The organism is Streptococcus sp. 9.1(2021) (assembly GCF_030466425.1).
GTDB lineage: Bacteria > Bacillota > Bacilli > Lactobacillales > Streptococcaceae > Streptococcus > Streptococcus wuxiensis.
Genome location: NZ_JAGQFU010000001.1, coordinates 1071549 through 1085909 on the forward strand (window position 1 = coordinate 1071549; position 14361 = coordinate 1085909).

At 39.3% G+C, this 14361-nt stretch carries 14 protein-coding genes; 5 read left to right on the top strand and 9 right to left on the bottom strand.

Going from position 1 to position 14361, the window contains the following annotated elements; genetic code table 11:
* Positions 1–53 precede the first annotated feature (53 nt).
* The 7 genes from KBU52_RS05205 to KBU52_RS05235 form a co-directional block, all read right to left on the bottom strand.
* The gene (locus KBU52_RS05205) at positions 54–755 is read right to left on the bottom strand and encodes a M57 family metalloprotease (RefSeq protein ID WP_254724547.1); all 702 of its coding nucleotides are present in this window, start codon (positions 753–755) and stop codon (positions 54–56) included.
* Positions 756–861: 106 nt separating this feature from the next.
* Positions 862–1641 carry an alpha/beta hydrolase family protein gene (locus KBU52_RS05210; protein ID WP_254724548.1) on the bottom strand — a complete coding sequence of 260 codons (780 nt, stop codon included), beginning with the start codon at positions 1639–1641 and terminating at the stop codon, positions 862–864.
* Between the two features lie 68 nt (positions 1642–1709).
* Complete coding sequence (locus KBU52_RS05215; RefSeq protein ID WP_004251767.1) at positions 1710–3371, bottom strand: ribonuclease J; 1662 nt, start codon at positions 3369–3371, stop codon at positions 1710–1712.
* Between the two features lie 222 nt (positions 3372–3593).
* Positions 3594–4256 (bottom strand): CHAP domain-containing protein, encoded by a 663-nt coding sequence (locus tag KBU52_RS05220; RefSeq protein WP_247921891.1) that lies wholly within the window; start codon positions 4254–4256, stop codon positions 3594–3596.
* A 191-nt stretch (positions 4257–4447) separates the two neighbouring features.
* Positions 4448–6667, bottom strand: coding sequence for a single-stranded-DNA-specific exonuclease RecJ (recJ, locus tag KBU52_RS05225; protein ID WP_254724549.1), 2220 nt, complete (start codon positions 6665–6667; stop codon positions 4448–4450).
* Between the two features lie 196 nt (positions 6668–6863).
* Positions 6864–7301 carry an Rrf2 family transcriptional regulator gene (locus tag KBU52_RS05230; protein ID WP_254724550.1) on the bottom strand — a complete coding sequence of 146 codons (438 nt, stop codon included), beginning with the start codon at positions 7299–7301 and terminating at the stop codon, positions 6864–6866.
* A gap of 70 nt (positions 7302–7371) precedes the next feature.
* Positions 7372–8211, bottom strand: coding sequence for a metallophosphoesterase (locus KBU52_RS05235; protein WP_254724551.1), 840 nt, complete (start codon positions 8209–8211; stop codon positions 7372–7374).
* A gap of 141 nt (positions 8212–8352) precedes the next feature.
* Here KBU52_RS05235 and KBU52_RS05240 point away from each other — a divergent pair, with 141 nt between their 5' ends.
* From KBU52_RS05240 to KBU52_RS05255, 4 genes are all read left to right on the top strand, one after another.
* Positions 8353–8805, top strand: a complete 453-nt coding sequence (locus KBU52_RS05240; RefSeq protein WP_006155803.1) for a universal stress protein — start codon at positions 8353–8355, stop codon at positions 8803–8805.
* A 476-nt stretch (positions 8806–9281) separates the two neighbouring features.
* Complete coding sequence (amaP, locus tag KBU52_RS05245) at positions 9282–9845, top strand: alkaline shock response membrane anchor protein AmaP (RefSeq protein WP_036754766.1); 564 nt, start codon at positions 9282–9284, stop codon at positions 9843–9845.
* A 12-nt stretch (positions 9846–9857) separates the two neighbouring features.
* The gene (locus tag KBU52_RS05250) at positions 9858–10028 is read left to right on the top strand and encodes a DUF2273 domain-containing protein (protein ID WP_006144923.1); all 171 of its coding nucleotides are present in this window, start codon (positions 9858–9860) and stop codon (positions 10026–10028) included.
* Between the two features lie 13 nt (positions 10029–10041).
* The gene (locus KBU52_RS05255) at positions 10042–10635 is read left to right on the top strand and encodes an Asp23/Gls24 family envelope stress response protein (protein WP_254724552.1); all 594 of its coding nucleotides are present in this window, start codon (positions 10042–10044) and stop codon (positions 10633–10635) included.
* Positions 10636–10710: 75 nt separating this feature from the next.
* Here the strand turns inward: KBU52_RS05255 and KBU52_RS05260 are convergent, their stop codons facing one another.
* Positions 10711–12105, bottom strand: a complete 1395-nt coding sequence (locus KBU52_RS05260) for a Cof-type HAD-IIB family hydrolase (protein ID WP_254724553.1) — start codon at positions 12103–12105, stop codon at positions 10711–10713.
* A 65-nt stretch (positions 12106–12170) separates the two neighbouring features.
* Here KBU52_RS05260 and KBU52_RS05265 point away from each other — a divergent pair, with 65 nt between their 5' ends.
* Complete coding sequence (locus KBU52_RS05265; RefSeq protein WP_254724554.1) at positions 12171–13133, top strand: asparaginase; 963 nt, start codon at positions 12171–12173, stop codon at positions 13131–13133.
* Between the two features lie 39 nt (positions 13134–13172).
* Here KBU52_RS05265 and ccpA read toward each other — a convergent pair whose 3' ends face one another.
* Positions 13173–14180: a catabolite control protein A gene (gene ccpA, locus KBU52_RS05270; protein WP_004251755.1), complete on the bottom strand. Its 1008-nt coding sequence runs from the start codon at positions 14178–14180 to the stop codon at positions 13173–13175.
* Positions 14181–14361: the final 181 nt, after the last annotated feature.

Here is a 14361-nt window from a genome sequence, read left to right on the forward strand (position 1 = left end):
AAGCTCCCCTCATTGCTTACATCAGGGAGCTCTATTTTTCGTTTGAAAATCACTTATTCTCCAGACTCATAAAGTTCTTGAACTGCTTGAACATCTTGAGCCTGAATACCATAATAAGAACCTGCTGGCTGCATCACTGAAACTTCATTAGTATGCTCCAAACCAATCGCATGACCTAGTTCATGCTCTGCTGTATGCAAAATGCGAGCATCGCTATAGCCATAGTTTGGATTGGATAAATAATAATGATTCAAGCGAACGGTCACTGAAATGAATTGTTTGGTTAGGATATTTGTCTGACTTTCCGCCTCACCTGCTACAGCTGTCGAACCATCATTCATTTCGGTAGCGAAAATATCGGCCTGGTCCGCTTCTGTTACAAGCTCAAAGTTAAAAGCCCCTGTCTGGTTCCAGTTAGCAATAGCTTCAAGGTAGGCTTTTTGGAAAGTGGCATCCATTTGAGGATCAATATAGATAGTTGCTTGCGCCTTTGACCATTTTGCTCCTGAATCTTGATGATGATCTGTCTGAGACAAACCTTGCAACTTGCCAGTTTCTTGCCATTGCTGCCAACCTGCTTGGCCGACTTGAACCACTTTGCTAACTTGATTTAAAGTAGCAGGTAAATTACCTGTCACATACCAGAGAATCCCAAAAGTGATGAGAATTAAGAAGATAAGCGTCCATACAAGGCGCCAAAATATACGCAAAATCCCTAGTAAAAACCGACATAACACACGAATAATCCAGCCCATAATTGCCCACCTTTCTAAAAAAATAAGAATCCACCTTTAAGCCATGGATTCCCATTCTAAAGATAGATTCTTAATTCTACTAAAACAAACTGAAAGAATGCTAAAATTAAGACAAACGTTCTTCCAAAACAAAATCGATTGGCAAGGTAGTTAAAAAACGTTCCAATTGCTTTTCCCAATAATACCACTCATGGGTTCCTGCACTATGGCTATAGGTCACATCGAAACCAAGTTTCTTAAGATTTTTAACTGCTAGATTATTGGCAGAATAGAGATAATCTTGTTCGCCACACCAAACCCAGAGCTTGGTCTCCTTATCTGACTTTTTGGCAAGGGTCTCAAGCGAGTAAGGGCTATTCACCCAATCATTAACTTTGCCAAAAACACCTCGCCAGTAGGCACGCGTTCCTAAATCTTGACTCTCAGGAGAAAACTCCTCGAAGCTAAGCGCTCCAGAAAAGCTAGCCGCATGAGAAAAACGGTCAGTTGACAGTGCTAACTTAAAGGAACCGTAGCCACCCATTGATAAACCAGCAATGAAGGTTTTATCTCGCTCGTTGGTCATATTGGGGAAGAAGCGTTTGAGCACCTTAGGCAATTCTTCTGCTAGAGCTGTGTAGTAGTTATAGCCATACTGAGTATCTGTATACCAGCCGTTGTTTGTATTTGGCATGACAACTATCAGATTGGTCCCACGTAGCAAGCGCTCCACATTGGTTCGCTTGAGCCAGCTATTATGATTTCCTGACATCCCGTGAAGGAGATAAAGAACAGGGATATCTGTTGAATCTGGCTCCTCAACTCGAGACGCATCGGGGTAGAGAACATTCACACCCCACTCCATATCTAAAATTTCTGAGTAGTACTCAATCTTCATTACTGCCATAACTTGCTCCTTATTCGTTTGAGATAAGAAAAAGCCGAAACTCGACTTTCTCTCTTGCTATTTAATCCTTATTTTGCTTCCATGACTACTGGTAAAATGGCTGGACGACGTTTCGTTTGTTCAAAAAGGAATTTAGCCAAATTGTCACGAACCTTACCTTTAAGATCAGCCCAGTCAAAGTCCTCCCCTTGGAGATAGTCTTCAACTGTTTGGTTCACCAACTCTGTACTTTCGCGCAGAATATCTCGACTCTTCTTGAGGTAGACAAAGCCACGTGTATGCACTCGTGCTTTGGCAATGATTTTCTTCTCGCGACGGTTAACAGTGATAGCCACGATGAAAATACCATCTTCTGACAAGACCTTACGGTCACGAAGAACAACATTACCAACATCCCCAATGGCATTTCCGTCAATCAAGACATCACCTGCAGCAACTGCACCAGACGGGACAAAGTCCCCATGTTCATAAGACATGGTTGTGCCCTTTTTCGGGATAAAAATGCGTTCTGGCAACAACCCAACAGCCATAGCAGCCTTGGCATGAGCGTCCAACTCACGGTATTCACCCTGGATTGGGAAGAGATACTGAGGTTGCAAAAGATTAATCATCAATTGCAGATCACGCGCATTCCCATGTCCTGATACACGCAAGCTTTGAGTGATCGGTTTAACGACACCACCTGCTTGGTAGACCATATTTTCTACACGTGCCATAACAGCTTCTTTAGCGATTGATGGCGTTGTAACGATATAAACCAAGTCTCCATCCTTGATTTCAACATAGCGGTGACGACCGATTGACATTTTACGGAGTCCATTAATTGGTTCACCCATACGACCGGTTTCAAGGATGATTAACTCGTGGTCTTCAAAACGAGACATATCTTTAGGTTTAATCAAGAGACTTTCGTTAGCCAATGACAATTTTTTCAAGCGAATAGCTGTACGAACGATATTTTCAATATCAAATCCAGTCAAAACAACACGACGTCCTGTCTCTGCAGCAGCATCAAAGACTTGCTGAATGCGAGAAAGGTTACTTGCAACAGCAGCTACAATGATACGTCCATCCCAGTCAGAAATGGTTTGTGTAATTTCATCACCAACTTCACTTTCGCTAGCTACTTGAATATTACTGTCTGCGTTTGCTGAGTCGCTTAGAAGAGCTAAAACTCCTTCGCGACCAATTTCTGCTAAACGACCAAAGTCAGTTGCATATGATTCGCTAGCCGTTTGGTCAAATTTGAAGTCCCCTGTATAAACGATACTTCCTTCAGATGTTTTCAAAACGACACCCAGACTCTCTGGGATAGAGTGAGTTGTGCGGAAGAAGGAAACCTCCGTACCGCCAAAGTCGATTTCTGTATTTTCATCAATAACATGGAAATCATCGAATTTTTTAGCACTATCATTTCCTTTAACAAAAAGCTTAGCAAGCTCAATTGTCAACTCTGAACCAAAAACAGGAACTTTCACTTCTGACAAGAGATAAGGAAGTGCTCCAATCGCATCCGCATGTCCGTGCGTTAAAAAGACTCCTGCAATACGGTCGCTGTTTTCAAATAGATATTCCATATTTGGAATAACGACATCGACACCCAACTGTTCATTTTCAGGATATTTCAAGCCTGCGTCTAAAACGAAGATAGAGTCGTTAATTTCTGCGATGTACATGTTCTTCCCGTTTTCACGAACACCGCCCAAAGTTGTTAATTTAATATTGGTCATTTTCCCTCCGAAGCATTACTATAACGTGTTTGTAGAGTTTTCACAACTCTCTTTTTTTAAAAGTTCAATTTACTTTTATCCGAATCTTTTCCTCTCATTATACCATTTTTTTACTAATTTTCAAAATGAAGATAGGATTTTAGCTAGAGTTCATTCACCACTGATAAAGGAAGTTACTCAGAAATAAAAAAAGATTTAGAAATTCTAAATCTTTTTTTATTTTTAGTTTGGATAAATGTATCTTACAGTACCTTTTGAAGCTGTTGGATTAAACCATCCACGGTAATTTCCGATTGGTTGAGTACCACTACCATCATAGTTTGCTTCCAATACCTGGATAGAATTTTCACTTTGTACATCTGTCACATAAGCAACGTGTCCATATTCACCACCGTCCCAAACGGCGATTGCGCCTACTACAGGCACAGTTCCTGTCCTAAAACCTTGTGCACTAGCATAGATTGCCCAAGTGTTGGCATTTCCCCACCAGTTGCTAGCCCAAGGAGCCATTTCTTTCACGCCCCATGTACACTGACCAACAGGATATGAGTTTCCGTAGTTTGTAGGAGTATTTACGACAACATCAGCAGTTGCTACCCCATTCACAGTACTAGTTGCTTCATAAGCCGGAGCATTGTATGAATAGCTAGCTTGAGTTAGACCACTCACTTCTAGCACATCACCTGGGTGGATGGTGTCAAAAATGCTTTTTCCATTATTTGCCGCCAACACATAAGGATCCATACCACTTGCAGCAGCAATACCAAAAAATGAATCACCATCTTGAACAACGTAAGAGTCTGCGCTAACAGTCTGAGCACCAACTGTAGCCAAAATAGCTGTAGATGTTAAACCAAGAGTCAGTTTAGCAACTGTTTTTTTCATAACAATTTTCTCCTAAAATTTTATTGATAATTTTTAATTTTTATGTTGATAAGAGAATCATACCTGATTTACATGTCAGTTGTTTTAGATTTATGTTGTAGTCATGTTACAAATCTGTATACTTTTACTACATAAAGTTAAAAATCACTTACAAAAAGAGACTGAAATAGGTTACTTCAGCCTCTTTGTATTTATTTTTTCATCAAGAAATCATATATTTCCTGTACTGTACCTAGTGCCATCATTTCTTGGTCTTTAACAGTTTGCTTGAGATTTTGATAAATCTGACTTTCAGCAATATCCCGTTTAGCCGCATCTTTATTAACCCTCATCACACCATTTTCAATGGTGACAAAACCAAGTTCTTCAAAAATCTGAATCATTTTGACTAGCAAGATCTGTTCTATCTTCAAATAAGCTGATAAGTCCTTGAGCTTATAACGAATATCAAATTCCGGGAACTGGTAGATTGTCTTGTAAAGCTTAGCGAATTGCTCTCTTGTACCATAACCTGTCAAATAGTATGCTTTAGCGATATCATTTTTAAAGTAAATAGCAGAGAAATCCTGTTCTTGCAACACTTGTTTGAGAAGACTGAGATCCTCGGGAATATTTTTTACAACGATTGCTGGGCTAGAAAGCATTTCTGGCAAAGCACTGGTAAAATCTAGGACAGGTACTCCCTCTGGTATCTCTACACTCTTACTACGGATGTTAAAAAGTTGAACACCGTCCACACGGGCATCTACCATCATCAACTGGAGGGTTGTTTGCCCATTCCATTGGTTAACAGAAAGGGTAACTGCCAATTCCAGTTGTTTTACCTGAGAAAATTCTGTAGCCTTTGATCCTTGACCAAAAGCTACTACCTCAAAACTCGCGTTCCCTTTAGAAATCTTCAATTTCAGATGTCTATCGCTCGCTCCCATAGAACGAGCATTTTCAACTTGAAAATCTCGAATATAAAAAACAGGTTTTTGGTTATCCATTCCAAAAGGAGCTAATCGTTCAAAGCTTTTAACCGTCTCTAAACTTAGGCTTTCCAAATCTAATTCTTCATCTAGATATAATGTATTCTTGCCCTTGGCATCTATCCCTTTGTCTTTTACATAGGTTTCTAAAATTTCCGATAAGGCGTCTAGCTGTTCCACTTCAAGTGTCATACCTGCAGCGCCTGCATGCCCACCAAAGGCGATAAAAAGTTCCCGATGCGGATTCAAGGCTTCAAAGATATCGACTGCTTCAATACTTCGAGCACTCCCCTTGGCACGGCCATCTTCAATATTCAGAACAATAACTGTCTGTCCTAATTCTTCCAATAAGCGACCAGCTACAATCCCAAGCACTCCTGGATTCCAACCTTCTTTGGCTAAAACTTGAACACTTTTGTTAGGGTCTACCAAACTTCTAGCTTCTTCATAAATGGCTTGAACGATTTCCTTACGTTCTTCATTTTTATCTTGAATCATGAGGGCAATCTCACGCACCTCTTCATCATCAAAGCCAGTTAGTAAGTCAATAGCTGGATTGGGGTCATCCAAGCGTCCTAGCGCATTCAAACGAGGAGCTAGTTGAAAACCAACTGTCTCTTCTGTAAGGTCACTACTAGAAATCCCTGCAATTTCAAATAGTTCTTGGAGGCCTAGTCTTTGGGTATTGCGCAAAACTTCTAGACCATATTGAACCATAATACGATTTTCATCCGTCAAGCTGACCATATCGGCAATTGTCCCAATAGCAACCAAGTCTAGTAATTCAACCTGCACCTCTTCCAAGAGTGCACAAGCTAGTTTAAAAGCGACTCCACAACCCGCCAAATGTTTAAAAGGATAGTCTGATTCAGGATGCTCCGGATGAACGATTGCATGAGCATCTGGTAAGACCTCTGGTAGAGAATGGTGATCCGTTACAATAACATCTACTCCCATAGATTGAGCCAAGTCAATAGCTTCATGCCCTGCAACTCCATTATCTACGGTTACAATCAAGGATATCCCTTGTTGCTCAATGAAGTACTTGTAGACACTGGCATTAGGACCATAACCATCTGTAAAACGATTAGGAAGATAGACTAAACACTCGGCTCCTAATTGTTCTAATGTTTCTTTAAAGATAGAAGCTGATGTCATCCCATCTGCATCGTAGTCTCCATAAACGAGAATAAATTCACCCTGCTCTATAGCACGACGAATACGATTCACTGCCTTGTCCATATCGTGGAGAAGATAGGGATCGTGTAAATCATCTAGACTTGGTGCCAAAAAACGAGACAAACTATCTTCATCCTTAATACCACGGCTAAATAATAGACGAGCAGCTTCAGGCCCTAGCCCAGCTTTCTTGGCGATTTTTGTAAAATCCGCATCCTCAACTTGAGGTGCAAATTGCCAATTATAAGTCGGAATAATCAAAATTCATCCACTCTTTCTTACGATTCTATTCATTTATTATAACACGATTTTTAGTTTTTCTCTTGCTAATCTAACCACATTCCTGGCTAAATTCTCAGGCTACTTCAGCTAACACCCAGCATATTTAATTACGAAAAAAGCACCTAAACAACCAAGCTTTTCAGCTTAGCAATTCAGGTGTACCTTATTTTAAAATTTATTCTTTTATTCTTGCTTCTGCATCCGCCACTACTCGGGCCAGACTAGTTTGGCTTAATTCTTCTTCCATGGCTTCTTGAATTTTATCTAACTTTTCATCTAAAACCCCATGGATATTGGCTCCTACTGGACAGTCAGGATTAGGATTATCATGGAAACTAAAGAGTTGTCCAGTCTTTCCAAGGCATTCCACCGCTTGATAAATATCCAAAAGACTAATACCCTCAAGATTTTTGATAATCTCTGCCCCTCCAGTTCCACGCGCGACGGAAATCAAGTCTGCTTTTTTCAGTTGGGACAAAGTTTTTCGGATAATAACAGGATTGACTCCAACACTACTAGCTAGAAAATCACTAGTCACCTTGCTTTCCTTCCCTTTTAGGGCAATAATTACCAACATATGTGTCGCAATGGTAAATCGGTTTGAAATTTGCATGCAGTCCTCCTTTATTATTAACAAAGCTCATTCTTCTCTTATATTTATTATATCTCCTAGAGTTGTAATGTCAAGAGTTACGACTAAGCCAGTCGTCCAATTCAACATCATGTCCTTGACTCTGAGCAATTTCGTGCAACAAGTCCTGATTATGAGTATGGTGAATTCCATTGACTAAGCTTTCATAGTATACCTCATAATAGGGCAATTTCAAATCTCTAGCCAATTGTAATTCTGACTCAACATCGTAATCAACACGACGAAAATCTATATCCTTCAAGCCTTGGTCATCAAAATCCAAAATCATATATTGCGCCCGCAAATCCTCACGTAGACTTGCTGATAAAAAGAAGGGTTGCCCAATTGAACCTGGATTTAAAATGAGTTGTCCCTCGCTCCCATAGCGAAGAAATTGCTGGTGAATATGCCCATAAATCGCAATATCACAGTCAGGATTGGTTACCAAACGGTCAAAATCCTCCTGCTTGCCAAGATGGATCAGTTCTCTTCCCCAATTTTTATCCGGCAAATGATGGCTTATCCCTACCTTCAGATTTCCAAACTGGCGGTGTGTGTGCATGGGAAATGCCTGTAGAGCTTCAATATCATCTATACTAATTTCTTCCATAATATACTGACATTGGCGCAAGAGGTAGCGATGGCTAGGTCTACTTGTATCTAATTTTCGATGAGCAGCCCGCCATAAACTCTCTTCCCAATTCCCCAGAACTCGAATCGTAATCGGCAATTCCTCTAATCGTCTGAGAATATTTTTTCGTCCTGTCCCAGGCATGAGAATATCTCCCAAAAGCCAATATTCCTCAGCGCCTGCCTTCTCTGCATCTGCTAAAACAGCTTCCAGTGCTCTTGTATTTCCATGGATATCTGAAAGTACCGCAATTTTTGTCATATGATCCCCTCTTGCCTTCTCTCCTTTAATTATAACACTCTCAAAACCAAAGTCAAAAGCATTTTTGCTATCATGTTTTACTTTACTTTTTTAGTGAAAAGGATTACAATGAAGGTGATAAGAAATGAGGAGGTTTTTGCTATGACACAACGTTACGAAAACATCATGGTAGCAGTCGACGGTTCTAAAGAAGCTGATTTGGCTTTTATCAAAGGAGTTCAGTCAGCATTACGTAACCAGGCTAAATTAACCATTGCGCATGTAATCGATACTCGTGCTCTTCAAAGCATTTCAACATTCGATGCAGAAGTTTACGAAGAGTTACAAGTCGAGGCACAAGAGTTGATGGCAGAATATGAAAAGCGTGCAAGAGACGCTGGTCTTAAAGATATTCAAGTTGTCATCGAAATGGGAAATCCTAAAACTCTTTTGGCTAAAACAATCCCTGATCAAGAACATGTTGATTTGATTTTGGTTGGAGCAACAGGACTTAACGCCTTCGAACGTTTACTTGTCGGCTCTTCATCTGAATATATCCTTCGCCATACAAGCGTTGACCTTCTCGTCGTTCGAGACAAGGATAAAACTTTATAATGAGAAAAAAAGAGGTCGGGAAAATCCCGACCTTGCTTTTTATTAGTGATAGCCTTTTATACAGCAAGGACTATATTCGTCAAAAAATCCTAAACTAATCTGTAAAGTAAAGGAGAGGATATTCGAAAATTGACAGCGGTTTCAAAGAGTGGTATACTAAAAGCAACTGAGAATGTAATCATAGTTTAGAAAAGGAGACTCATTATTTTGCCACTTGTTATAGACGACTTGGCATTCTTACGTCTAAGGGTATCATACATTTTGTTTTGAAACTACTTACTCCATTTTCCTAGTTCTCTATTAACAATCCCTCGGGAATATGAGCCTTCGTTAACTAAATTAGCTAACCTCATCTATCATAGTAGCACTTTTCAAAGTTACTAATTCCGTATTCTTCTATCTTGAAGATGATAGATTGTTGTACACCTCCCTAAACTGTTACAATAATCTATGAGTTTAATTCGAAAGGATTGTATATGTCAAAAACAAAGAAAATACTTTTACTTATTTTCTGCATTCTTATCTTGACAGTCTTCCTCCCCATCTTGGTTGATTACCAAAAAGCAAGTGATCTAGGCATTCAATTGTTTAGCTGGAGAGAATGGAGTTTTGCTACATTCATTTCTAAATACATCTTTTGGGGGACATTAATCCTATCAGTATTAGTTTTATCATCAATCCTAGTTATACTATTTTATCCTAAGCAATATCTGGATATTCAATTAGGTACTAAAGATGATAAGCTTAAACTAAAAGATTCAGCTATTGAAGGGTTCGTTAGATGTGTTGTTGATGATTATGAGTTGATTAAAAATCCAACTATCCGTGTAAATGTCAGAAGAAATAAATGTTTTGTTTACGTGGAAGGTAGAATAATTACATCAGACAACGTCTCTACTAAGTGCCAGTCAATTCAAAATGAAATAACTCAAGGATTAAAGCAGTTTTTTGGTCTTGACCGTGAGGTAAAACTTGAAGTTTTGGTTAAAAACTATCAACCTCCAACTCAACACAAAAAAACTACAAGTCGTGTAGATTAAGGAAGTGAAAAGATGGAATTACTTAAAAAGTATCAGTATCCAATTTTATCAGGCTTAATAGGTATTATTCTAGCTTGTTTAATTATTTCCTTTGGTTTCTTCAAAACACTATTTGTTTTGATTTTCGGAGCTTTAGGAATTGTAATTGGATTATATATCCAAAAAAACTATATAAATAAATAATAAGGAGTCGCATATGTCAAACTTGGAAAAAAACGTTTCTACAGAAAAAAATGAATCTACTGCTACTACTCATGAAGTAAAAGGAAGCCTTACTTATGAAAATAAGGTTATCCAAAAAATTATTGGTCTAGCATTAGAAAAAGTACCTGGTCTTTTGGACGTTGATGGAGGATTTTTCTCTAATTTAACTGAAAAAATTATTAACACAGATAATGTTACTCGCGGAGTTAATGTTGAAGTCGGTAAAACACAAGTTGCTGTCGATTTGAATGTTGTTGTAGAATACAAAATTAACGTTCCTGAACTATACAACAAAATTAAAGAAGTTGTCACTTCTGAAGTTTCACAAATGACAAATCTTGAAGTTGTTGAAGTAAACGTGAACGTTGTTGATATCAAAACAAAAGAACAATTTGAAGCAGACTCAGTGAGTCTTCAAGATAGAGTAACTGACGCAGCAGAGTCAACAGGTGAATTTGCATCCGAACAATTTGAAAAAGTTAAAACTGGTTTCAGTAGTGGTGTATCAACTGCTAAAGAAAAAGCAAGTGAAGGTGTCGAAGCTGTAAAAGATGTAACATCTAATGAAAAAAGTCGTGTAAACTAGCTCCAAAATCTAATATGAACAAAAATACCTATTGAATAAATCCAATAGGTATTTTAATTTTTCATCTTGGAGCTTCTAACTCATTCTATTTTCTCTTTCTTTATGACGTTCATAAGCTCTAATCTGACGCTCAAGTTCCTTCTTGATAGCTGGTTCTGGAGCAAACTTCTCCTCCCAGCCTTCTGGTTTAAGTATCTTGTGAGTCACAGGATCAAACTGTGCCTTGCCATCTGGGAATATTTTACCCATGTTTGCTTGATGGACAATCTCAAATATCCGCTCTGGATCTACTCCCATCAGTACAAAACTACCATACGTAAAATAGAGAGTATCAATCAAGGCATCGACTTGTCCAACCAAAGTACTTTTAGCCGGTATTTTTTGAGAAACTTTATCTGCTGATACATCAAGTGCCTGATGTAAATCTTGTACAGCTTGTTGAAATTCCTCTTCAGAATTGCTGGCAGCATGGACAAACTCAACTAACTCTTCAATCTTAAAGCCTGCACGGTGGGTTGCCCCTTGCAAGTCCCAAGCTATAGGCTCTTCTTGAGTTCGCTCATCCATCATATGATGGAAGGTTTTAACCTTGTTGAAATGATAGTCACGACTGACAAAGACTTTTTCAGAAGACAAAACTCCAAAATATTCCAAAGCCTTGTGAATCCCATCGTTTTGGTTGCTGGCAGTAATATGCTTGGCAACTTCTTTTACGCTGCTACTACCATTTCCCATGGCAACAGACATTCCAACGCCTGCCAACATTTCCAAGTCATTATCCGAGTCTCCAAAAGCCATGACTTGGTTGAGATCAAAACCATACTCTTTCCCGACACGACGGATACCCTCTAACTTAGAATTTCCTTGATTGATAATATCGGCCGCGAATGGATTACTTCTGGTAAACTTCAGATTGTTTAATTCTTCAGCAGCATGGTTTGTCTCCTCAGGCGTCATCAACATAAGCACCTGATAGATTGGTTGATTGATTAAGTCCAACAAATCATCTTCCTTCTGAGGAAGGGCCTTACTGACCATACGATTAAAGGAATGACTAACAGTACGAGTCAAAAATTTAGGTACAAATCGACTGACGAGTTGTGAAAGAGGACTGAGCCCAAAGGACATAATCCGAGAACCGACAACGTCTTGTCGCGTTCCCATGGCAATCTCTTTTCGATTTTTCTTGGCATAAGAGATGATTTGTCTGAGGCTTCTCTTATCAATAGGGCTAGCAAAAAGAACTCGATCTTTGTTAAAGATATATTGGCCATTGTAGGTCACTGCAAAATCCAGATCCAAATCATCCATCAAATCCTTAACAAAAAAAGGTCCTCGCCCTGTTGCTACCCCAACAAGTACTCCTTGTTCTTTCACAATCTTGATAGCTTCCTTTGTGGACTTCAAAACACTCTTACTATCATTTACAAGCGTTCCATCAATATCAAAAAACACAGCTTTGACTTCCATTCTATCTCATTCCTTTCTTTTATGATACAATGATTATACCACATTTCAGAAAAAGTGAGTGAATCATGACTAAGAAAATCCTTGTTTTACATACCGGTGGCACTATTTCCATGCAGGCAGATGAGTCTGGAGCTGTAAGGACTAGTGCTGATAACCCTATGAATCATATCTCTAATCCTCTCGAAGGTATCGAAGTCCATTCCTTGGATTTTTTAAATTTGCCCAGCCCACACATCAAGCCTAAGCATATGTTAGCCCTCTACAAAAAGATTAAACAAGAGGCATCGTCCTATGATGGTGTTGTCATTACACACGGTACTGATACTTTAGAAGAAACGGCTTATTTCCTCGACACCATGGAGGTACCTCATATACCTATCGTCCTGACAGGTGCCATGAGATCTTCCAATGAACTGGGAAGTGATGGGGTCTACAACTATCTTAGCGCCTTACGAGTGGCCAGTGATGACAAGGCTGCAGATAAGGGTGTGTTGGTCGTTATGAACGATGAAATTCACGCCGCCAAATATGTCACAAAAACGCATACTACTAACGTTAGTACCTTTCAAACACCAACTCATGGACCACTCGGGCTCATTATGAAGCAGGAAATTCTCTACTTCAAAACGGCTGAACCTCGTGTTCGTTTTGACCTTGAGAGCATTCAAGGGCTGGTCCCTATTATCCCTGTTTATGCGGGCATGACCGATGAACTTCTCGATTTACTTCCTGTTGACCAACTAGATGGATTGATTATTCAGGCTTTTGGCGCTGGAAATGTACCAAAGGAAACAGCTGAAAAATTAAAATCTCTCAGTCAAGCAGGACTTCCTATTGCACTAGTCTCACGTTGTTTCAATGGGATTGCAGAACCTGTTTACGCCTACGAAGGCGGTGGTGTTTGTCTTCAGAATGATGGTGTATATTTTGTAAAAGAACTTAACGCTCAAAAAGCACGACTGAAGCTTCTTATCGCAATCAATGCTGGACTTAAGGGCGATGAGCTCCAAGCTTATATGGAAGGATAATAAAAAACCAGGAAATCAGCTAGATCCCTGGTTTTTTTATTACTTTTTGCGAGTTGATTTGCGTTCTGTCAAACCGTGAGGTAGGAGGACTTCACGTTCTTCTAATTCCTCTTTATGCATAATTTTAGTCAACATACGCATACTAATCGCACCTAAATCATACAAGGGTTGTGCGATAGTTGTAAGGCTTGGTCGAGTAAAGCGTGCGATTTGAGAATCATCACTCGTAATGATTTCAAAGTCTTCTGGTACTGAAACTCCATGATCAGCCAAGCCGTTCAAGAGACCAGCTGCCAATTCATCACCAGTCACAATCGCTGCAGTTGCTTTTGAAGAAACTAAGCGCTCTGCCAGAGCATAACCATCATCATAGCGATATTTAGATTCAAATACAAGTCCTTCACTATAGTTGACTCCTGCTGCTTTCAAAGCTTCTTTGTAGCCAACCAAGCGAATTTTACCGTTAATATCATCTACCAACGGGCCACTCACAAAGGCAATTTTTTTGTTACGCTTCAACAAATGGCGAACAGCATCCGCAGTAGCATTCTTATAGTCAATATTAACACTTGGAAGCTGGTGTTCTACATCCACTGTTCCTGCAAGAACTACAGGGGTACGTGAACGTGAAAACTCTGAGCGAATTTTCTCTGTTAAGTGATAGCCCATAAAGATAATACCATCAACTTGTTTTGAAAAGAGTGTATTCACTACTGCCACTTCTTTTTCATCATCCTCATCACTATTCGCAAGGACGATGTTATATTTGTACATCTCTGCAATATCATCAATCCCTTTTGCTAGCGCAGCAAAATACGTGTTAGTGATATCTGGAATGACAACCCCAACAGTTGTTGTTCGTTTGCTTGCCAAGCCACGAGCTACTGCATTTGGACGATAGTCTAGGCGATCAATCACCTCTAGAACTTTCTTACGAGTGTTTTCTTTGACATTCTTGTTGCCATTGACTACACGACTGACAGTTGCCATTGAAACTCCTGCTTCTCGGGCAACGTCATAAATTGTTACTGTATCATCTGTGTTCATACCGTTTCCTTTCTAATGTTGAAAATTTTGTTTTCATGTTTACACCACTACTAGTTTACCACTAATTGTAAGCATTTTCAAGGATTAATTGAACTTTCTTTGAAAAAATTTCACCGATAATCATATTTTTGTAAATTAGTTTACTTTTCTTGATTTTTAGGCCAGTTTGCAGTATGATAAT

Bases quoted from the DNA above. Each gene is read 5' to 3' on its own strand.
- KBU52_RS05205 (WP_254724547.1), bottom strand. From the start codon at position 755: ATGGGCTGGATTATTCGTGTGTTATGTCGGTTTTTACTAGGGATTTTG.
- KBU52_RS05210 (WP_254724548.1), bottom strand. From the start codon at position 1,641: ATGGCAGTAATGAAGATTGAGTACTACTCAGAAATTTTAGATATGGAG.
- KBU52_RS05215 (WP_004251767.1), bottom strand. From the start codon at position 3,371: ATGACCAATATTAAATTAACAACTTTGGGCGGTGTTCGTGAAAACGGG.
- KBU52_RS05220 (WP_247921891.1), bottom strand. From the start codon at position 4,256: ATGAAAAAAACAGTTGCTAAACTGACTCTTGGTTTAACATCTACAGCT.
- KBU52_RS05230 (WP_254724550.1), bottom strand. From the start codon at position 7,301: ATGCAAATTTCAAACCGATTTACCATTGCGACACATATGTTGGTAATT.
- KBU52_RS05235 (WP_254724551.1), bottom strand. From the start codon at position 8,211: ATGACAAAAATTGCGGTACTTTCAGATATCCATGGAAATACAAGAGCA.
- KBU52_RS05240 (WP_006155803.1), top strand. From the start codon at position 8,353: ATGACACAACGTTACGAAAACATCATGGTAGCAGTCGACGGTTCTAAA.
- amaP (WP_036754766.1), top strand. From the start codon at position 9,282: ATGTCAAAAACAAAGAAAATACTTTTACTTATTTTCTGCATTCTTATC.
- KBU52_RS05250 (WP_006144923.1), top strand. From the start codon at position 9,858: ATGGAATTACTTAAAAAGTATCAGTATCCAATTTTATCAGGCTTAATA.
- KBU52_RS05255 (WP_254724552.1), top strand. From the start codon at position 10,042: ATGTCAAACTTGGAAAAAAACGTTTCTACAGAAAAAAATGAATCTACT.
- KBU52_RS05260 (WP_254724553.1), bottom strand. From the start codon at position 12,105: ATGGAAGTCAAAGCTGTGTTTTTTGATATTGATGGAACGCTTGTAAAT.
- KBU52_RS05265 (WP_254724554.1), top strand. From the start codon at position 12,171: ATGACTAAGAAAATCCTTGTTTTACATACCGGTGGCACTATTTCCATG.
- ccpA (WP_004251755.1), bottom strand. From the start codon at position 14,180: ATGAACACAGATGATACAGTAACAATTTATGACGTTGCCCGAGAAGCA.